At 44.2% G+C, this 19881-nt stretch carries 20 protein-coding genes; 10 read left to right on the forward strand and 10 right to left on the reverse strand.

The genetic code is table 11. From position 1 onward, the window contains the following. Nucleotides 1–166: 166 nt before the first annotated feature. Together rho and CXF58_RS11790 are read left to right on the forward strand one after the other, a co-directional pair. The gene (rho, locus tag CXF58_RS11785; RefSeq protein WP_068403707.1) at nucleotides 167–1435 is read left to right on the forward strand and encodes a transcription termination factor Rho; all 1269 of its coding nucleotides are present in this window, start codon (nucleotides 167–169) and stop codon (nucleotides 1433–1435) included. A gap of 293 nt (nucleotides 1436–1728) precedes the next feature. Beyond that, on the forward strand, nucleotides 1729–1974 hold the full coding sequence (locus CXF58_RS11790) for a hypothetical protein (protein ID WP_068403710.1): 246 nt from the start codon (nucleotides 1729–1731) through the stop codon (nucleotides 1972–1974). A gap of 182 nt (nucleotides 1975–2156) precedes the next feature. Here the strand turns inward: CXF58_RS11790 and CXF58_RS11795 are convergent, their stop codons facing one another. Continuing rightward, nucleotides 2157–3059 (reverse strand): KPN_02809 family neutral zinc metallopeptidase, encoded by a 903-nt coding sequence (locus CXF58_RS11795; protein ID WP_228706603.1) that lies wholly within the window; start codon nucleotides 3057–3059, stop codon nucleotides 2157–2159. 476 nt (nucleotides 3060–3535) lie between these two features. Between CXF58_RS11795 and CXF58_RS11800 the strand changes: the two genes are divergently transcribed. After that, nucleotides 3536–3892 (forward strand): hypothetical protein, encoded by a 357-nt coding sequence (locus tag CXF58_RS11800; protein ID WP_068403714.1) that lies wholly within the window; start codon nucleotides 3536–3538, stop codon nucleotides 3890–3892. A gap of 189 nt (nucleotides 3893–4081) precedes the next feature. Here the strand turns inward: CXF58_RS11800 and CXF58_RS11805 are convergent, their stop codons facing one another. The 5 genes from CXF58_RS11805 to rpmI form a co-directional block, all read right to left on the reverse strand. Continuing rightward, nucleotides 4082–4378: an integration host factor subunit alpha gene (locus CXF58_RS11805; protein WP_068403716.1), complete on the reverse strand. Its 297-nt coding sequence runs from the start codon at nucleotides 4376–4378 to the stop codon at nucleotides 4082–4084. Nucleotides 4379–4626: 248 nt separating this feature from the next. Continuing rightward, entirely contained in the window at nucleotides 4627–7041 is a 2415-nt protein-coding gene (pheT, locus tag CXF58_RS11810; protein ID WP_068403717.1) for a phenylalanine--tRNA ligase subunit beta, read from the reverse strand. A gap of 68 nt (nucleotides 7042–7109) precedes the next feature. Then, the gene (pheS, locus tag CXF58_RS11815) at nucleotides 7110–8165 is read right to left on the reverse strand and encodes a phenylalanine--tRNA ligase subunit alpha (RefSeq protein ID WP_068403765.1); all 1056 of its coding nucleotides are present in this window, start codon (nucleotides 8163–8165) and stop codon (nucleotides 7110–7112) included. Between the two features lie 329 nt (nucleotides 8166–8494). After that, complete coding sequence (rplT, locus tag CXF58_RS11820) at nucleotides 8495–8851, reverse strand: 50S ribosomal protein L20 (RefSeq protein WP_058369591.1); 357 nt, start codon at nucleotides 8849–8851, stop codon at nucleotides 8495–8497. A 131-nt stretch (nucleotides 8852–8982) separates the two neighbouring features. After that, the gene (gene rpmI / locus CXF58_RS11825) at nucleotides 8983–9180 is read right to left on the reverse strand and encodes a 50S ribosomal protein L35 (protein ID WP_011281253.1); all 198 of its coding nucleotides are present in this window, start codon (nucleotides 9178–9180) and stop codon (nucleotides 8983–8985) included. 357 nt (nucleotides 9181–9537) lie between these two features. Here rpmI and hisIE point away from each other — a divergent pair, with 357 nt between their 5' ends. The 6 genes from hisIE (at nucleotide 9538) to CXF58_RS11855 (ending at nucleotide 15246) form a co-directional block, all read left to right on the forward strand. Continuing rightward, nucleotides 9538–10386 (forward strand): bifunctional phosphoribosyl-AMP cyclohydrolase/phosphoribosyl-ATP diphosphatase HisIE, encoded by an 849-nt coding sequence (gene hisIE / locus CXF58_RS11830; RefSeq protein WP_068403719.1) that lies wholly within the window; start codon nucleotides 9538–9540, stop codon nucleotides 10384–10386. Between the two features lie 189 nt (nucleotides 10387–10575). Further along, entirely contained in the window at nucleotides 10576–10815 is a 240-nt protein-coding gene (gene tatA / locus CXF58_RS11835; RefSeq protein WP_068403721.1) for a Sec-independent protein translocase subunit TatA, read from the forward strand. A 25-nt stretch (nucleotides 10816–10840) separates the two neighbouring features. Next, nucleotides 10841–11557 carry a Sec-independent protein translocase protein TatB gene (gene tatB, locus CXF58_RS11840; protein ID WP_068403723.1) on the forward strand — a complete coding sequence of 239 codons (717 nt, stop codon included), beginning with the start codon at nucleotides 10841–10843 and terminating at the stop codon, nucleotides 11555–11557. Continuing rightward, on the forward strand, nucleotides 11557–12435 hold the full coding sequence (gene tatC / locus CXF58_RS11845; protein ID WP_068403725.1) for a twin-arginine translocase subunit TatC: 879 nt from the start codon (nucleotides 11557–11559) through the stop codon (nucleotides 12433–12435). Before tatB ends, tatC begins: the two co-directional genes overlap by 1 nt. Nucleotides 12436–12657: 222 nt before the next feature. Beyond that, nucleotides 12658–14157 (forward strand): UvrD-helicase domain-containing protein, encoded by a 1500-nt coding sequence (locus tag CXF58_RS11850; RefSeq protein ID WP_068403727.1) that lies wholly within the window; start codon nucleotides 12658–12660, stop codon nucleotides 14155–14157. Nucleotides 14158–14223: 66 nt separating this feature from the next. Continuing rightward, a complete protein-coding gene (locus CXF58_RS11855) occupies nucleotides 14224–15246 on the forward strand; it encodes a tRNA dihydrouridine synthase (RefSeq protein WP_068403729.1) in 1023 nt (340 codons plus the stop codon). 70 nt (nucleotides 15247–15316) lie between these two features. On the opposite strand, the gene CXF58_RS11860 is transcribed toward CXF58_RS11855, so the two are convergent. Together CXF58_RS11860 and CXF58_RS11865 are read right to left on the reverse strand one after the other, a co-directional pair. After that, nucleotides 15317–15742 carry an MAPEG family protein gene (locus tag CXF58_RS11860; RefSeq protein WP_068403731.1) on the reverse strand — a complete coding sequence of 142 codons (426 nt, stop codon included), beginning with the start codon at nucleotides 15740–15742 and terminating at the stop codon, nucleotides 15317–15319. A gap of 14 nt (nucleotides 15743–15756) precedes the next feature. Further along, entirely contained in the window at nucleotides 15757–16170 is a 414-nt protein-coding gene (locus CXF58_RS11865) for an OsmC family protein (RefSeq protein ID WP_068403733.1), read from the reverse strand. Between the two features lie 550 nt (nucleotides 16171–16720). Here CXF58_RS11865 and CXF58_RS11870 point away from each other — a divergent pair. Continuing rightward, the gene (locus tag CXF58_RS11870) at nucleotides 16721–17242 is read left to right on the forward strand and encodes an RNA pyrophosphohydrolase (RefSeq protein WP_068403735.1); all 522 of its coding nucleotides are present in this window, start codon (nucleotides 16721–16723) and stop codon (nucleotides 17240–17242) included. A 63-nt stretch (nucleotides 17243–17305) separates the two neighbouring features. On the opposite strand, the gene CXF58_RS11875 is transcribed toward CXF58_RS11870, so the two are convergent. Together CXF58_RS11875 and CXF58_RS11880 are read right to left on the reverse strand one after the other, a co-directional pair. Further along, nucleotides 17306–18124, reverse strand: a complete 819-nt coding sequence (locus CXF58_RS11875; protein ID WP_102077597.1) for an NRDE family protein — start codon at nucleotides 18122–18124, stop codon at nucleotides 17306–17308. A 35-nt stretch (nucleotides 18125–18159) separates the two neighbouring features. Further along, entirely contained in the window at nucleotides 18160–19770 is a 1611-nt protein-coding gene (locus CXF58_RS11880; RefSeq protein WP_082894229.1) for a DUF4139 domain-containing protein, read from the reverse strand. Nucleotides 19771–19881 lie beyond the last annotated feature (111 nt).

The following is a 19881-nucleotide window of genomic DNA, read 5'->3' on the forward strand; positions in this document are numbered from 1 at the left end:
TGTCTTGCAAGGCGTTTATAAGCTGGCACGTAAAACAAACAAATCCTACATAAGCCCCAAGCCCTGTGTATATACCCTCTATCGCCCTACACCCTTTGTTTAACCCTTGTCGTGATTTGTGCTGATAATGGCATCTCTCATCTGATCAACTGCTAATGACCTATCTATGAATCTTACTGAACTAAAGAAAAAATCAATCGCTGAGCTACTGGCCATCGCCAAAGAAATGGGCCTTGATAATATGGCGCGTAGCCGTAAACAAGACATTATCTTTGCTATCTTAAAAACCCATGCCCGTAACGGCGAAGCCATCTACGGCGACGGCGTGCTTGAGGTACTTCCTGATGGTTTTGGCTTTTTACGCTCATCAGAGGGCTCTTATTTAGCAGGTCCTGACGACATATATGTCAGCCCCAGCCAAATTCGCCGTTTTAGTCTCAAGACGGGCGACAGTATCGCGGGCACAATTCGTCCGCCAAAGGATTCTGAGCGTTATTTCGCGCTACTAAAGGTTGGCGAAATCAACTTTGATACCCCAGATCGCTCGCGTCATAAGCTGATTTTTGAGAACTTAACGCCATTATTTCCAACTGAGCAATTAAAGCTAGAGCTTGGTAATGGCACCACTGAAGATTTGACTGGTCGTATCATCGACCTGATTGCCCCGATTGGTAAAGGACAGCGCTCGATTATCGTTGCACCGCCAAAAGCCGGTAAAACCATGCTCTTGCAATCTATTGCTCAGTCTATCACCCGTAATAATCCTGAATGCTACCTTATCGTCTTGCTCATTGATGAGCGTCCAGAAGAAGTAACCGAAATGGAGCGCACCGTGCGCGGCGAAGTCGTTGCCTCAACCTTTGATGAGCCACCGCAGCGTCATGTTCAAGTCGCCGAAATGGTCATCGAAAAAGCCAAACGTTTGGTCGAACATAAGCAAGACGTGGTCATTTTGCTTGATTCTATCACCCGTCTTGCCCGTGCTTACAACACCGTTATTCCATCATCGGGTAAAGTATTGACCGGTGGTTTGGATGCCAACGCGCTAGAACGTCCAAAACGCTTTTTTGGCGCGGCGCGTAACGTCGAAGAAGGCGGCAGCTTAACCATTATTGCCAGTGCCTTGATTGATACCGGTAGTAAAATGGACAGTGTTATCTTTGAAGAGTTTAAAGGCACGGGTAACCAAGAAATCACCCTTGAGCGTGACTTAGCCGAAAAACGCGTCTTCCCTGCGATTAATATCAAAAAATCTGGCACCCGCCGCGAAGAGCGCCTACTTGATGAAGATAAACTACGTAAAGTTTGGATATTGCGTAAACTGTTACAACCGATGGATGGTGTCCAAGCGACTGAGTTTTTGCTTGATCGTTTAAAAGAAGCCAAAACTAACGATGAATTCTTTGAGCAAATGAAACGTAAGTCACAAAACTAGACCGTTAGCTCGACTGCTAGATTAAAAAAGGCCACTTTATGTGGTCTTTCTAGTTTTGCAATTACGTAATTGCAAAAAACAGTTAGCGGACTATCATTATAAATACAATAACTATAAGCAAAACCCCTACCAATGATACAGCGAAGTAACATAATTTACCGTATATTTGCAAAGCTTAGCGTTTCTACTACGGCTTGATAGAGACAAACAAGCTATTATTAAAAGTAGTACAGACATATTTAGATACATCCTGTATATTGGATTTCAAACTTGATGACTTAATAGGTGATACCATGAAATTTGCTAAAACTTTTGCACTAACTGCGATTGCAAGCTCAGCTTTGATGATGGGCGGTTGTGCTAACAATGGTTATGGTTACAACAGTGGCTTGAGCAACACTGCTAAAGGCGCTACTGCTGGTGCAGCTGCTGGTGCTCTACTTAAAAGTGGCGGCAACAGTAAAGACATCGCTCGCGGTGCAATTGGTGGCGCAGCCATTGGCGGCGCAGGTGCTTATATCCTTGACCAAACTCGTTAATCACTATTCGTTAGCTATGATTAAATCATTATCTTAATTAAGATGATAGATTACATGAGTATTGAAAAAAGATAGCTGACTATTAAAAAGTTAGCAAGAAAAAAGCCTGCAATGGATTTGCAGGCTTTTTTACGTTTATAGGGTAAGCAATACCCAAATATTTTTATAACACAAAACGAACTCTATAACGCGCCGCTAAAAGTATCGCACGCTTGCACATTACCGCTCTCTAAACCACGGGTAAACCACTGCACGCGCTGTTGACTGGTGCCATGAGTAAAATTATCGGGTACCACAGCGCCGCCGCCGGCACGTGCTAAACGATCATCACCAATTTGACCAGCGGCATTGATGGCTTCATCAATATCGCCCGCTTCCAAGAACTGTACGCGCTCTTGATTGCGCTGCGCCCACACGCCTGCAAAACAATCGGCTTGTAACTCTTGCATGACAGACAGTTTGTTAGCCTGCGCGCGTGTCACTTGGCGACTGGCTTCATTGACTTGCTGAGTAATACCAAGCAAAGTCTGCACGTGGTGACCGACCTCATGAGAGATGACATAGGCTTGCGCAAAGTCTCCCGCTTTACCTTGATTTTCACTATCGCCTGAACCTTGTTCATCGCCAGTAATACCCAAACTTTGACGCATCTCTACAAAAAACGACGTATCCAAATATACCGTCTGATCGCCTGGGCAATAAAAAGGCCCTGTGGCGGCGCTGGCACTGCCGCAAGCTGAGGTGACCTGTCCATTAAATAAAATCAATGACGGCTCTTTATAAGTGCTCCCTGCCTCGTTAAATATCTGATGCCAAACTTCCTCTGTATCCGCCAATACGACTTTTACAAAGCGGGTATCACGTTCATCACTAGTGGCAGGTTGGGTAGAAGTATTGCCGCCACCCGTAATCACTTGCCCCGTTTGCAAGGCGGTCATCGGATTAACCCCAAACACCAGCCATAAAATACCAGCAATGATAATACCGCCGATACCGCCACCAATCATTTTGCCGCCGCCACTGGTGGTGCGCACATTCGAACTGCCACGTCTGTCTTGCCACTTCATAATGTTTCTCCTAAAAATCCAATAGCATGCCTATCACTATCGTAGTAAACCCTATTATTTGATTATTAACGTTATAAGATATATGACTCATTCCGTTGATTTTATATTCTAGCTTTCAACCATAATCGCTTCTATATTTTTGCTTTATTTTAATGTCAATTTTATTGATAAATAGCCTATCGATAATCTCAAAATACGCTTAAAATCATAAAAAAATCCTTTTATCAAAAAAGTGCTAAAACGTCCTGATGTCATTGATTATACGTCGATTAATTTGGCTTGTTGTATTAAAAAGTATATTAAATGAGCAAGTTAAAAGTCGGTTTACAATTTTATTGTTACTTAATTGTACAACCTCTTTCCATGCAGAAAGAAATCATATAGAATGCGTGAAAGCTGAGTAGCTGTAATTAATACTAGTTGAATTCTGGGACATCTCGGATATTCAACCTTTTTTGCTGCTACTGATCATTTCATTTTTCCGGAGAAACCCTATGAAACTTAAATTACTTGCTCTAGCTGGTATCATGACTGCAACTATGGGCCTTACTGCCTGTGATAGCAACAAAGAAAACGCTGCTGAAGATTTATCTGACGCGCAAGAAGAAGTGCAAGACGCTTCTGAAGAACTAAACGAAGCTGCTGCTGAAGGCGAAGCGGTACCTGCAGAAGCTGACGCTGCTGTAGCTGATGCTGAAGCTGACATCGCTGATGCACAAGCGGCTACTGCTACTGACGAAGTTGATGCTGAAGTACCTGTAGACGGTACTACTACTAGCGTTGATGTAGCTAGCGAAACTCCAGCTGTTGACGCTGCTGACGAAGTTGTTGTTGAAGAACCAGCTCAGTAATTTTTATTTTTCATAATAAAAGTACTGCAGTAAAAAAGAGAGCCTATGCTCTCTTTTTTTATGTCTACTATTTATGTTTTATAAAAAGTAGTATGATATAAAAGCGCCACATAAAAAATGATGGTTATCACAGTAATATATTCAATAGACTGTGATAACCATCATTTTCACTTACTGCCGAGATTATTATTAGTCAAATAAGCGCTCATCCACTTGTTGGCGAAACTTCTGTCCTGTTTTAAAGGTGACGACGCGGCGTGCTGACACGGCAACGGGCTCCCCTGTCTTCGGGTTACGTCCGGGACGGCTGTTTTTATCTTTAAGCTCAAAGTTGCCAAAGCCTGACAGCTTGACCTCTTTGCCATCAATCAAACTCTCTGACAACTCGTCAAAAAAATTCTCCACCAAACAGCGGCCTTCTTGGCGTGTCAGGTTAAGATGACTCATCAAATGCTCAATCATGTCAGATTTGGTTAAGGTGCTCACAGTACGACTCCTATGCTATGTCGTGATGTCGAATATCATGGTTTAGCGGTATGAGAATTAATGTTAGTTATTATAAAGGTTTTTTGTCATCTTTTTCATAAAGTCTGCATGAAAATCCTTTATTAATAACCACTTAACTTTTTTAAGGATGAAAATTTCTATCAGATAATCATTTTTATAAATAGCAAAACGCCATAGCCTCATTTATGCAGAGGCCATAGAGCGTTTTAGATGGTTATATCTTGGTTTTAGCTATCACGCAACTGAGCGGCGTGCTGTTCAGTTAGCGCTTGCACGACTTTATCTGTCGCCGTTTTTACTGCGTCATCAGATAATGTCTGTGCTTTGTCTTGCCATATTAAAGCGAATGCTAAAGAGCGTTGACCAGTCGGTACTTTGTCGCCTTCATACACATCAAATAACCATAAATCTGTCAGCAATTCATCAGCTGCGGCACGAATCGTCGCCTGCAAGGTCTGTAAGCTGATGTCACTATCGACTAAGATGGCGATATCGCGGCGTACGTGCGGGAATTTGCTTGGTGTGGTGATAGCGTGCTGTTCACGTACCAAGGTTAATAATGGCGCCAGTGACAATTGCGCCACCCACGTCGCTGGCAAGTCTAGCTGTTTAGCGGTATTAGGATGGAGTTGACCCAACCAACCGACGTATACCTCATCGATATAGAGCTTAGCACTTTGACCAGGATGTAAGAAGGCAAGCGCACTACGCTCATAGCGGATACGCGCACTGTCGATTTGCGCAGGTAATAACTGCTCAATATCATGCTTAAGATCATAAAAATCTAGCGCACGGTTTTGATACGCTTGCTCATCCCAAACATCGCCGACAGCAACCAACGCAATACTTGGCGTTTGTACCAACTCGCTAATACTTTGACCGACAAAGCTTAAACCCGTTTCAAAGAAACGCACGCGCGGCTGCTGACGATTGAGGTTATATTGCACACAAGGCAATAAGCTTGATAGCAAAGTACGGCGCATCACCGCCAAGTCGCTAGAGATAGGATTGGCCAGTGCCAACACTTCGCCCAGCGCTTTATCATCAAGCAAGGCTTCTATTTTTGCATCACTAAAGCTAAAGCTAATGGCTTCCATATAGCCATTATCGACTAGCGCGAGCTTCATCTCGTGCGTCAAGTCCGCCGTGTCGTCATAATCCATACTGACTTGCAAATGCGGCAAGACGCTTGGAATATTATCATAACCGTAAATACGGGCAATCTCTTCAATCAAGTCCTCGCGGATACTCATATCAAAACGATACGATGGCGGCGTGCAAATCAGCTTATCTGCTTGCTGCTCTACCTCAAAGCCTAATTGAGTCAAAATACGCACCATCACTGCTGGCTCAATCTCAATACCAATGACCTCACGGACTTTAGTAACTGGCAACGTAATCGGCGTACGTGCTGGCAAGTGCTTGCTATTTTCTACTTTTACTATTTGCCCAGCTTGCGAGTTCGTGACACTGGTAATCAAATCAACTGCACGCGCTAGTGCTAACGCTGGCAATTCAAAATCGACACCACGTTCAAAACGTTGTGAGGCATCGGTATGCAAACCAAAACGGCGTGCGCGTGCAGCGATCGCTAATGGATTAAAAAAGGCACTTTCTAGGATAATATTGGTCGTGTTATCAGTAACGCTACTACGCTGACCGCCCATAATTCCGGCAAGTGCCAATGCACCTTTATCATCGGCAATGACCAACTCATCACCCGTTAGAGTAATGGTTTGCTCATTTAATAAAGTAATGGTCTCAGCAGGCTGCGCCAAACGTACTACGATATCGCCTTCAATGGTATCAGCATCAAACGCATGTAGCGGTTGGCCCAGTTCCATCAACACGTAGTTGGTCACGTCAACCAAAAAGTTATGCGAGCGCAGTCCCGATTGGACTAGCGCATCTTGCATCCATTTCGGCGTATCGATACTACGATCAATGTTGCTGATTGATTGGAGTAAATAGCGTGGGCACGCTTCAACCGCGCTTACTGTTACTGCTGGCGTAGTATTTCCAGCACCGTTAGCGTCAGTTGGCACGTTGGCAGGAATCTCAGGCTGCTGCATTGGCAAATCATTAATCACTGATATCTCACGGGCAATACCGCGTACACTAAAGCAATCTCCGCGGTTTGGGGTGATAGAGATATCCAGTATTTGATTGTCTAAACCTAAATACTCACGGATATCCATGCCAATCGGTGCATCACTTGGCAACTCAAGCAGGCCATCGATGCTATCGATTAAATCAATTTCAGAGGCACCGCAGAGCATACCGTTAGAGTCGACACCGCGTAGGTTGCCATTTTTAATTGTAAAGCCTTCTGCGTCGTTAGATGGCAGCACAGCACCAACGGTCGCAACCGGCGCTTTCATACCAACCGTCACATTGGGCGCGCCGCAAACGATTTGTAACGGCTCAGCGGCACCAATATTGACCTGCGTGACGCGCAGTTTATCGGCATCGGGATGCTGCTCGACGCTGATTACCTCACCTACTACCACGCCGCTAAAAGCACGAGCAACCGCAAAGCGATCGTCAATCTCAAGCCCTGCCATTGTAAGCTGTTCGGCCAATTGCTCACTGCTATTGTTGGGGTTTACCCATTGACGTAGCCACTGTTCGCTAATTTTCATAAATATCTCGGATCAGAATTTTATAATAAAGATTTTAGAATAAAGGGTGACGTATTAATAACGACCATCTAGCCAAACTGTTTTAAGAAGCGTACGTCGTTTTGGAAAAACAGGCGCAAATCATCGATACCGTAGTACAGCATGGCAAAGCGCTCAATACCCATGCCAAAAGCAAAGCCGGTGTATTTTTCGCTATCAATACCGCAATTGGTCAGCACCTGTGGGTGTACCATGCCGCAGCCCATGACCTCAAGCCATTTACCATTATCATCGAGAATATCGACTTCAGCAGAAGGCTCGGTAAATGGGAAGAATGAGGGACGGAAACGCACGGTCAGCTCTTTGGCAAAAAATGCTTCTAAGAATTCACTAATCAAGCCTTTTAGCTCGGCAAAGGTGCTCGACTCAGTAACCATCAAGCCTTCTAGCTGATGGAACATCGGCGAATGGGTTTGATCTGAGTCATTACGATAGACGCGGCCTGGGCAAATAATACGAATCGGCGGCTCATTCTTTTCCATGGTGCGAATTTGCACGGGGCTGGTATGGGTACGCAGTAAATAATGCGCATCAAAATAGAAGGTATCATGCATCGCACGGGCTGGATGATGCGATGGGATATTTAGCGCTTCAAAATTATAGTAATCGCTCTCAACTTCAGGGCCGGTCGCAACATTAAAACCCGCTTGGATAAAATACTGCTGCATACGCTGGGTAATCATGGTCACGGGATGCAAATGGCCTTTTTGACCACCGCGCGCAGGCAAGGTGATATCAATGCTCTCGCTGGCAAGCTTGGCGTTTAATGCCGCCACTTCTAGCTCTTGCTGCTGCGCGGTCAACGCATCTTGAATGCGGCTACGCACTTGATGTAACCAGCCGCCGTAAGTTTTTTTATCATCGCTGCCAAGCTTACCCATCTGCTTTGACCAGCCGGTTAATGGGCTCTTTTTACCGGTCAGTTGCACACGTAAATCTTGCAGGGCGCGCACATCGGTTACTTGTAGAACTAACGCTTCAGCAGCACTGGCAAACTCATTTAACTGGGCTTCGTTTAACTCGCTGAGCTCGGTGGACAAGGTCGGTAGCGCCGACAAATCGGTGGTAGCAGCAGGGGTAGTCATAAGACGCATTCTTCCTGATTTAAACGGACTATTAATAATAGTGATTTATAATTGTAGGGATTTGACCAAATATTGCAAACCATTTACCCACTCATTTTCAACCAAAGGCGTGTGATATAAATGGCTTGAATATTTAGACAATAAAAAGTGCAACTTTACTAAAAACGTTTTACATTTTTGCGGTGTAAAATTGGCTGTAAAATAATTTAATATAAAAAAAGCCACCGACCAGCGGTAGCTTTTATTAATATCGTACTATTAATCAATATTATTGCTATCCATTTAAGCAAACACTCAAAAAAGCGGAATACTTAAAGGATAGTTAATATTTAGGCTAATTCCGCTTTTGCTTTTTCAACTAAGGCGGTGAAAGTCGCTGCATCATGCATAGCGATGTCAGCAAGTACGCGACGATCGATAGCAATGTTTGCTTTTTTCAAGCCGTTGATAAGGCGGCTATAGCTTAAGCCGTTTAAGCGTGCACCAGCATTGATACGTGCAATCCAAAGACGACGGAAAGTACGTTTTTTGTTGCGACGGTCACGATATGCATACTGACCAGCTTTGGTCACTGCTTGTACAGCTACGCGATAAACACGTGAACGAGCGCCGTAGTAGCCTTTTGCGCGCTTTAAGATTTTTTTGTGACGGCGATTTGCCTGTACACCACGTTTTACACGGGCCATAAATTACTCCAAGATTTTTTAATCATTATTAAACGAATCACGATGTCATCAAATAATTGATTAATAGACATCGTTATCAAATTGCAAAGTCAAATATTTTTAATAAATTAAAGCTAAATGACGATAGGCTATTAGATGTATGGGCACATACGACGAACTGCTGCTTCGTCAGACTTGTCCACCATCTTTAGACCGCGCAACTGGCGAATACGCTTAGCTGATTTCTTGGTCAAGATATGGCTTTTGAATGCTTGTTTACGCTTAAAACCGTTCGCTGTTTTTTTGAAGCGTTTAGCGGCGCCGCTTCTGGTTTTCATCTTAACTTTCATGATGATTTGCCTCTTTGTCTTTGATAGAACCTGGTCGTCAAATAGTAAAAACGAATAGTCGCTTTAAAAACAAGCACTAAACGGCTATTTGCCTCGAGGTGGGAGGCGCTATTTTAGCAGATAGTACGCTGTTTTGCCAAGGAAAGTTTTAATCGCTACTTTATAGGGTGCGTTAGTTACTATGAAATACACTACGCGCAAAAACGTGCTGCTGTTATAATTGCGCTTTATTTCCTGCGTTAACATATTGAATGTCAGCGGTAGCTGTGTTTAAGTAGAGATTGAGCGCTATTTTTACTACTTTCTTTAATACCGTTTACCCCTTTCTCATTTCTTTTATAAGACGACTGATAGATTATGACTTTACCTGCTTGGCTTGCTGCCGTAAACTTTAATGCTGATGGTTTGATTCCTGCAATTGCACAAGATTATGTGTCAGGGCGTATTTTGATGATGGCGTGGATGAACGCCGAATCCTTACAATTAACCGCGCAAACGCAGACGGCGGTGTACTTTTCGCGTTCGCGTGGCAAGTTATGGCATAAAGGCGAATCTTCTGGGCATACCCAGCGCGTGCATGATATTCGTCTAGATTGCGACGCCGATGTGATTGTCCTTAGCGTCACTCAAGCCGGTGGTATTGCTTGTCATACTGGCCGTGAGTCTTGTTTTTATCAGCGTTTGGATTTGTCAGGGCAAACACCTGAATGGCAAACAGTCGATAAAGTATTAAAAGATCCTGCAGAGATTTATCAGACAAACGCCGCTGCAAAAGCCACGCCTGAAATTAATGAAGCGACTGCGGAAGATATAGACCATGCAGACACCCATCAAAATAACAACCTTGCTACCACTCATTCTATTTTGCAGCAGCTTGATAAAGTATTGGCCGAGCGCAAACAAGCGGATGCTGACAGCTCATATGTAGCCAGCTTATATGCCAAGGGTTTAAATAAAATATTAGAAAAAGTCGGTGAAGAAAGTACCGAGAGCATCATCGCGGCCAAAGACTTAGCCAATTGTGATGAAAATAGCGACAAAGCCCAGTATGACGAAGCGCGTCACGAGCTGATCTATGAGGTCGCTGATGTTTGGTTCCATACTTTAGTGGGCTTGGCATGGTTTGATATAGAATCAGAAGCGGTATTAAATGAGCTAGGCCGACGTTTTGGTCTGTCAGGTATTGATGAAAAAGCAGCGCGCTAGCGTTTTTTAAGCTTAGCCATTACCCTGTTTGATTATTGTTGCTTTCACCTTTTTGTCATAACGGCAGGTTATAATAGTGTGACATGTTACTTCTCATAAGCTGTCGATAGCTTTTGTGTACGACAGCAATATTCTATACACTCAACGTATTCCTATAAAGACTGAAAACCAAGACAGAAGGATAGCATCATGGGTAGTTTTTCCATTACGCATTGGCTGATTTTATTGGTGGTGGTGGTGGTGGTATTTGGCACCTCCAAGCTAAGAAATGCCGGTAAAGATTTGGGCGGCGCAGTCAAAGGTTTTAAAGACGCCGTTAAAGATGAAAATACCGAACATACCAAAAAACAAGTTGTGCTTGACCATGATGGCAATGCGCACACTGAAGAGCGAACAACCACTAAGGTTGATGACAAGCATAATGTATAGCATTTAATAGTGGCATTGGGACATTATGTTTGATATTGGATTTTCAGAATTACTGCTTTTTGGCGTCATCGCCTTAATCGTTTTGGGGCCAGAAAAACTGCCCCAAGCGGCGCGTACGGCTGGGCAGTGGTATGCCAAAATTCGCCGAACCGTCACGACGTTGCAGTCTGAAATCGAAGCGGAACTTGACTTGGCAGAGACGCGGCAGCAAATGCAAAAAGAGCTGGCTAAAATTCGTGAAACTGAAGCTGAAATGCGCCGTGAGATGGCAGAGATGCGCGGCAGTCTGCAAGAATTTGAATCCTCGCAAAACCAGCATCTTAAAGCTGCGCATCGAGTTAATACTGCTAAAGTGGATAGTGATAGCGATAAAATCGACCATGAGAAAGACGATCATTCATTAGTAACGCCAAAAGAATTTGACTACGCTTATGACCGCTATGACTCCGATAAAAAATTAACAGCGCCTGAACTATTAGAATTACGAAACTCAAATAATGATGCTAATCTGAAAACTGATTTCAACGACAATACCCATCAAAAGATCCAAACCGCCATCACCAAACCGTGGGAAAACATGTGGTTTCGTCTTGGCGCTTATGATAAAGCAAGACGTCTGCCGCAGCCGCCCTACCTGCCCAATTATAAAGCCGATACGTTATTAAATAACCATTTAAACAAACCATCGATTAAAGAGTCATCAGTTCAGCAGGCTTCTGCCAAGCAGCAGGAGAATGATTAGTGGGTTTATTTAAGCGTAAAAAAAGCCGTCAAGAAAAAGTAACGGCTACAGACATCGATGCTATTACAGATGCGGCCACAGATGCCGCTGCGCATGATGACTCTGGTGATATCTTAAGCTCAATGGCTGATATGCCGATTACTGAGCATTTGATTGAACTACGCCGACATCTGATCAAGATATGCGTCGCGGTACTGGTGATATTTTTGGCCTTGGTCGGATTTTCACGCGAGCTCTATGACTTTTTATCCGACCCACTGGTTGCCCAGTTGCCCGCCAACTCAACGATGATTGCGACCGATATCACTTCCAACTTTATGGCGCCGATACGTCTGAGTATCTTTGTGGCGGCATTTTTGGCAATGCCCTATATCTTGTATCAAATTTGGTCGTTTGTCGCGCCTGGTTTGTATAAAAAAGAGAAAAAAGTCGCTATTCCTGTACTGATGTCTTCGATATTTTTATTTTATGCGGGCGTAGCGTTTGCTTATTTTATTGTGTTAAAAGGCGTGCTTAAGTTCTTTATCATGTTTGCGCCGCAAAACGTCTTGCCGATGACAGATATCGACAGTTATTTAAGCTTCGCGCTCAAATTATTCATGGTATTTGGGCTTACCTTTGAGATTCCAGTGGTGACTTTACTATTGATATTGGCGGGTGTCGTCTCCATTCAGAGTCTAGAAGATAAACGCCGCTATATTATCGTCGGCTGTTTTGCCGTTGCAGCGGTCGTTACACCGCCTGATGGCGTATCAATGTTGATGCTCGCCATTCCTATGTGGTTATTGTTTGAGCTAGGGTTGTTTTTAGCAAAAGTCTTAATCAAAGAAGAACGCAAACTGACTTTGACAGACGATATAGAGTTGAAGAAAGAATAACTTTACTTATCAGGCACTTATTCAAAAAGCAGCCAACACGCTAATCTGTTAATATAGCTTTCTTATTTAAATAGCTTTCTTATTTAAGTCGCTCAGTACTACCCTCATTATTAATGAGTCTCTCACTATCACCGTTATTATCAGCCGTCAGCCATTGTTTATGCAGTGGCTTTTTTACCGCCGCCAATTTTGACCCCATTCTAGTTTTTAGGTAGCTTTATTATGTCCGCATCGATGCCAGCTTATATGAGCGATCCCACTGATGAGCAGCTGAACGCACTAAACATGGCGATGGATCACAAGTCATTTAAAGTGGTTGCCTATGCAGGTGCAGGGAAAACCACAACGCTCAAATTAATTGGTGAGCGTCTGCGCGGTCGCGGTTTATATTTAGCGTTTAACAAAGCCATTGCCAACGATGCGCGGCAAAAATTCCCCGGTCACGTCGATTGTCGGACGTTTCACTCACTGGCCTACCGTCACGTACCACGTGATATTACCGCTAAATTGTCATTACCAAGGTTTTCACCCAAGCGTTTGGGTGATGATTTAGGCTTACAACCCGTGCAAGTGCGTCGGCAAATGGATGGGGTGAATAAATATATTACCCTCACGCCAGCGCGCTTGTCGCGATTTGTCAGTGATGCGGTGAGCAATTTTTGTAGCACTCATGCCAGCTATCCTGCCCCAAGGCATCTTGAATTTCCAAGCTGGCTTGATGAATCAGATAGCGAGCAATTGCGCGAAATCCTCTACCCTGCCGTTGAGCAGCGCTGGTTACAGTCGATTGATGCGCGCCATCCGGCTGGTATCGGCCATGATATTTATCTTAAATTGTGGGCATTATCGAAGCCGAGCATTCCTGCGGACTTTATCTTATTTGATGAAGCACAAGATGCCGATCCATTGATGATGGGGATTTTGACTCAGCAGCCACGGCAGGTGATTTATGTCGGCGACGCCCATCAGCAGATTTATGAGTGGCGCGGCGCGGTCAATGCGATGAAAAAACTGCCGTTGCCGCAAACTTTATTGACCCAATCGTTTCGTTTTGGCGAACCAATTGCCGAGATTGCCAATACCTTGCTTAAAGCTTTACAAGAAGACGTACCATTAAAAGGCAATCCTAATAAGCAATCGTCTACCGAAAAAGGCATGGTGCATAGTAAAAAAGATGCCATTCTTTGCCGTACCAATGCGGCGGCAATGTCGCAATTGCTGACGGGCTTAAAACTTGGTCATCGAGTTGCTCTGCAAGCCGATACTGATCGTATGCTTAAATTTTGTCAGGCAGCCGAAAACTTAAAAAATGGCAAATCGGCGTATGGTGTACCCGAACTGGCGTATTTTTATAATTGGAGTGACGTCCAAGAATACTCTGAAACCAATGAAGGCAGCGACCTTAAAACCTTGGTGAAGTTGGTCGATGACCATGGTACCAATGTGTTGACGCAGGCAGTTAACAGCCTAACCCGTATCGAAAATGCTGATTATGTCATCTCAACCGCGCATAAAGCCAAAGGGCTTGAGTGGGGCAAAGTGCAGCTCGATGATGATTTCTATTATGACGTGACCACCAATGCGGTCAAGATTAGCCCAGAAGAGCTGCGTCTGCTCTACGTTGCGTGTACGCGCGCGCAAAGCAATTTAGATATTCATAATATTAAAGACTTGGTATCAGGATTGCAGACAGGCAAAAAGGTCATTTTTGGTAATACTTAATCTGCCCGTCTATCTCTCACCTCATCGCCTTTGCCAACCTCATTTCATAATATTGACTATCCGATCATGAATCATAATCAACAACTTCAAGCACGCCAAAACACCATACAGCAATTATTTGCCAATCCTGTTCGCCTGCTTGCGCCTATGGAAGGTTTGACCGATCCATTGATGCGCCAAATCCTCACCCAAATTGCGTCAGACTTGGGTCGTCCTTATGATTGGTCGGTCAGTGAGTTTATTCGCGTCACCCAAACTGTCTTGCCAGCACACGTTTTTTATAAATACGTGCCAGAGTTGCATCATGATGCCAAAACCATATCTGGTACACCGATTCATATTCAGCTACTTGGTAGTGACGCGCAATTGATGGCAGAAAATGCCGCTTATGCTGCCGAGCTTGGTGCGCCTGCGATTGATATCAACTTTGGTTGTCCGGCTAAAACGGTTAACAGCCATCGTGGTGGTTCGGTGCTACTTGATGAGCCTGAGGTGATGCATGAGATTATCAGCGCCGTACGCCGAGCCGTACCCGCTCATCTTCCCGTATCCGCAAAGATTCGCTTGGGCTATACCGATACGAGTCGCATGGATGATATCAAAGCAGCGATTGCTGCGAGCGGCGCTGATTGGTTAACCATTCATGCGCGTACCAAAACCCAAGGCTATAAGCCTCCCGCTTATTGGGATAAAATCCAAAATTTTAATACGCTTGCTATACCAGTGATTGCCAATGGTGAGATTTGGAATAGTGAGCACGCACAAAACTGTATGGGACAGTCAGGAACCCAGCATCTGATGCTTGGTCGCGGCGCCGTCACCCGTCCTGATTTGATTGCCAAGATTGATGCCGATAATAATGACACAAAAACACTGACAGCCTTAGCATGGCAAGATTTAATTACCCATCAGATTAAGTTTTTAGAGGGTGCGGCGAAAAACGATGTGGTGTTGGTTGGACGTTATAAACAGTGGCTTGGTATGCTAACCAAGGGTTACTCTGAGGCGCAAACCTTGTGGGAAAGTATCAAACGAGAAAAAAATAAAGCGGTGATTATCGCGGCGCTGCAAAATAGCACATGCGAATAATCAGCGCTTTATGAGCGATATTGTGAAGGTGTTAAAAATTAGAATATCAAAGACTTACAGCAGCAATAAGCTAAAAACTGACCCGAATTGCTAAGTAAAATAACATCAATGAGCAAGCCATCGAAAGCACCCAAAGAATAGAGCGAAAGGTGGCTAAATTGGTAATATAAGCCACGCAAAACCCAATACGAATCAGCACATATAGCCAAGCGATGGTATTAATAATTAATTGCGGTACAAAAAACAGCATCGCAACCAACATTGCTGCCAAAAATATAGGCAAGGTTTCATAACTGTTTTGCTGGGCAGCATTGGCCCGCGCGGCAGCTCCCGTCGTCCCTTGTAAGAAATCACGCGGATGGGCATTGTCAGCCAAATTAAAACCGCCAAGCGCTTTTGCTGTCAGCGCCATCGCCAGTGGCAGCAGACTTGCCACCACCATCGCCCAAATAGCCGCTGCGGCACTATCGGGAATCAACCCAAAGAATAGACTCATCAGTATACTTGCCCCTATCCTGCAATCACTTCAAAATCGTGAGTCACATTGACGCCGCCCTGCACCAGCATCCGGCTGGCTGAGCAATATTTTTCGGCCGACAGTTTGATGGCTTTTTCTACTTGGCTTTCTTTGACTTCTTGTCCGGTCACGATGAAATGCATATGAATGTCAGTATAAACTGCTGGAATAGTCTCAGCCCGCTGAGCGGTCAGCTCACAACGTACGTCGGTCACTTGTTGGCGCGACTTTTGTAAAATTGCCACCACATCGTAGCTGGCACAGCCACCAAGTCCTAATAAAATTAGCTCCATAGGACTGGCGCCCTTTTCTTTATCAGCATCGATTTGGACGTTATGTCCTGATGGCGATACGCCCATAAAGGCTTTATTTTCTTGCCACGTGACGCTTGCTTTTGACTCTGACATCTTAGATATTCCTTGTTTTAATTACTACGATTTTGAATGCGCATGCTTCTTAATTCATATGCTTTTTAATTTGACATGAATTTTCATTTGAATAGTAACGGTTTCTTATTTTTTGAAATACAATCTCTTTTTAAAAAACACTGTCTTTTGTTAGTGTAGCATAAGCAAAAACCAGTTTTATGACGCCCTTTCCTTGTTTGCCTTTTCTTGCTTACCTTTTATAAACTGCTACCTTATTTATGCTTTAACAATAATATTCGATATTTAAGTATTTATACACCTATCGTTACCGCGACTTATCATTATTAAAAAAATCCGCGGAATTTACTAACAAAAGTGTGCTTATAACTGATTGATTTTAAAGTATTAATCTTGTGAAACATTTTATAGCAAAATACTGTTACACATTTTGGTTGTTTCTTGGTTTAATAACGGTAATGAATCTTATTTTGTCATAGTACTGATGGTCATCACCCTATAATAACTATGATTGCTGTCGTTGTACCTTGTCGAAATAAGCTATTTTTAAATAATTTAAAAGGGTTTAGTCATGATAGATGCAGACGGCTTTCGCGCCAATGTCGGCATCATCTTGGCAAATACACAAGGGCAAGTTCTGTGGGCAAAACGTATTGGTCACAACGCTTGGCAGTTCCCTCAAGGCGGCATCGACCGCGGGGAGACGCCGATGGATGCGATGTATCGCGAGCTCTGGGAAGAGGTCGGTTTACATCCGCGTCATGTGGATCTACTGGCGGTCACGCAAGATTGGTTGCGTTATCGTTTGCCAAAACGCTATGTGCGTCATGGGCAGTATCCTTTGTGTATTGGGCAAAAACAAAAATGGTTTTTGCTGCGCTTAGATGAGCCGAATACTCAACATATCCGCTTTGATGAGGGTAAACCAGAATTTGACCATTGGCAATGGGTCAGCTACTGGTATCCACTCGGACAAGTGATTCATTTTAAACGCGGGGTATATCGTCGCGCCTTGCAAGAATTGGTACGCGAACTACCGCTTAAACAAGAACTGATTATTCCAGAACAAAACAACCATTTGTTGGTGGAATAAGTATTCAAACAGAAAACAAATTCCCCTATTGATAGCTATTATTCATAGGGGAATTTTTTTATATTAAATTTGCCTATGCTGGCATTCACGGCTAATAAGCGCTGCTTTGATTTTTTTGTCTGTCCTATCTTCTTTACGTAAGGTTAAAATACTTTGCGTCCGCGTTCCATAGCTTGGCATGGCTGTTTTATTCATACTACTCAAATCAGCAGACTCAATATAAATAGAGGACAGTGCGCGCTCAATCTGCTTAGCGACACCTGTTTCGGGTAATTTATTTTCTGGCGCTGGCGTGTTATCCGACATCACGGCAAACGCCGCTGCTTGCCAGTAGTCAAGGGCGCTGTTCTCGCTAATCAATGGCAACACCTCTTGGCGTAACCGACCGCGTAGGCGTTCGGTTTTAAACCACGCTTCTTCTGGCTGACCATTGGATATTACGTACAATCCTGTATATAACGGCGTCGGTGCATGACCACGATTATTGACAATGACCGCTTGCGCCGTATCGCCAATAACAAGGTTAAAACCTGCGTAATCTTGCAAACTGATTTGCCGAGCAAATTCCAATGGGTTTAAAGTGCTGGTCAAAAAATCGGTGACCAATTCGCCACGTGAGCGTTCGTCATTACTTGCTTGTACGCCATCACGAAAATTTAATACCGCCGCCCAACGTCCGTTTTGCTCGTAAAAATCGCCCTGTTGCTGTTGATGTATGCCAAGCCATGTGCCGCCACTTTGCTTATCGCGCCCTGCATAAATAGGCTTATCCTCCCATTGATGCAGCGGATCTGTTGGACGCTGTAAAAACTCATCACGGTTGGACAGTAAAACCAACGGCAACTCATCAAATAACTGCCAAGCAATGGCGACGATACACATAGTTTTCCTTGATATAAATATTAAATTATTAGCGCTTAGTTGGTATTCAGCTTTTTATCAGCAGGGTAGCTGATTTGATATGTTGATTGCAGCACTTGTGATTGCTTACTTGGCAAATCAAACTCCCAAGCGACCATCCCTTTACTATCATTCCAGTCTTTTTGGCTAATCGCTGGGATATGCGCCGCCATGACTTTAATACTATCGTCGCTGCTCACCGGCTCAGCACTTAACACCTGCAAGCGCACGCTGCGATTGTGCTGATTGGTAAATTGATAGGCCTGAGTAATGGTTTTAGTTTGCTGACGGTTAAATACGCCTCTATCACCTTGTTTATTCTCGTCGGTCAGCTGCTTGACCAGCAAACTTGGATCAATACCGAAGCCAATACCCTGCTCTTTTAGGGTTTGATAATTATAGCGCGACTGTCCGACATAGTTATTATCGCGATATAGCTGCAGTGAGCCATCTGCCCAAGTAGGCGTCAAGAATGGCGCGGATGCATACCAATAAGCGGCGGTCTCGGCACTTGGTGTGCTGCGTAGCCAAAGTTTGCTAGTGCCAGACTGCTCATCGATGACCGTACGTACGCGCCGACCATCACTAGGAATACTGACCCGCTGCGGCAAGCGATATTCGGTGATGCCGTTTTTGTTTTGGCTGCTTACCGCAAAGCTCGGTAGCGGCGGCATATTTCCAGTACCGCTATAGCTATCACTATCTACGACGAGCACAGGAGACGCTTCCATCTCCATCATCGGCGCTGCATAACGAGACAATTTGGCTTGTTGCTGCTCTTCATATAATGACAAGCGCTCAACGCGTGGCAGCTGACTGGTAGTCGTTTGATTGGGATTTACGCTACTTAAAATAACAGGCACGTTGTTCCAATTCTCGCCAGTTTGTTGAGCGATGATGGCAGAAGCGGTAATATTCAGCTGCTTACTGTCGGTATTTAAGCGCGCTTGATAGGTCGGCTCCCAACTGGCGCCGCGCACTTGATAATGCAGTTTAACCGTACTTGGCGTGCGACTGGCGGTGCGAACACTAACTTGGGTCACGCTATTCTGTTTTGAGGTCGTACTACCCGCCAGCAGCTGATTGAGCGCATCTTTCGCTTGTGCCTCGCGCTGCTGTAGCTCGACAATCTTTTTATTAATATTGGCCGCTTGTGTCTCTAAATCACGGGCGTTATTGGCCAATGTGCCAGCCGTATTAATTTGCGTCACTTTGGTCAAATTTTGCAGATAGGCTTTGGTTAAGCGTGCTGCTTCTAATTCAGCGCTGATATCGGCAAGAGTGTTTTTCTGGACTTGTACTTTGGCGTCGCCTTGATATTGGCCATATTGACATTGCGCCGCTTGCTCAGCGCTCAAGGTTTCGATACTGACTTCACCGACATTAACATTACCTAGTGCTTGTACGCTAATGCTATCAGCGTCAATGTTCGGCGATAAACAAGAAAAGACCAGCGTTTGCTCGCCACTGCCATTGATTGGCAAGGTACGTGTGACGCTGGCTAAGCCTTGATAAATAGTAATATTTTCAATATTACTCAGCGCTGCTTGGGCATTAATAGGAATCCATAGCGTCAAACTTGAAGCCATGATGCCGAGCAAGGATAATGTTGGTAAAGGCAACTGCATAAGGATTCCTTAGAAATTGAAGCACTTTTTTTCATCTTATCGGTTTTTGCTCCGATTTGCTATTGATTCCATGTGCCATTCCCTTATCCATTTATATATTGATAAACTTAT

Source organism: Psychrobacter sp. Sarcosine-02u-2, from assembly GCF_002836335.1.
GTDB lineage: Bacteria > Pseudomonadota > Gammaproteobacteria > Pseudomonadales > Moraxellaceae > Psychrobacter > Psychrobacter faecalis.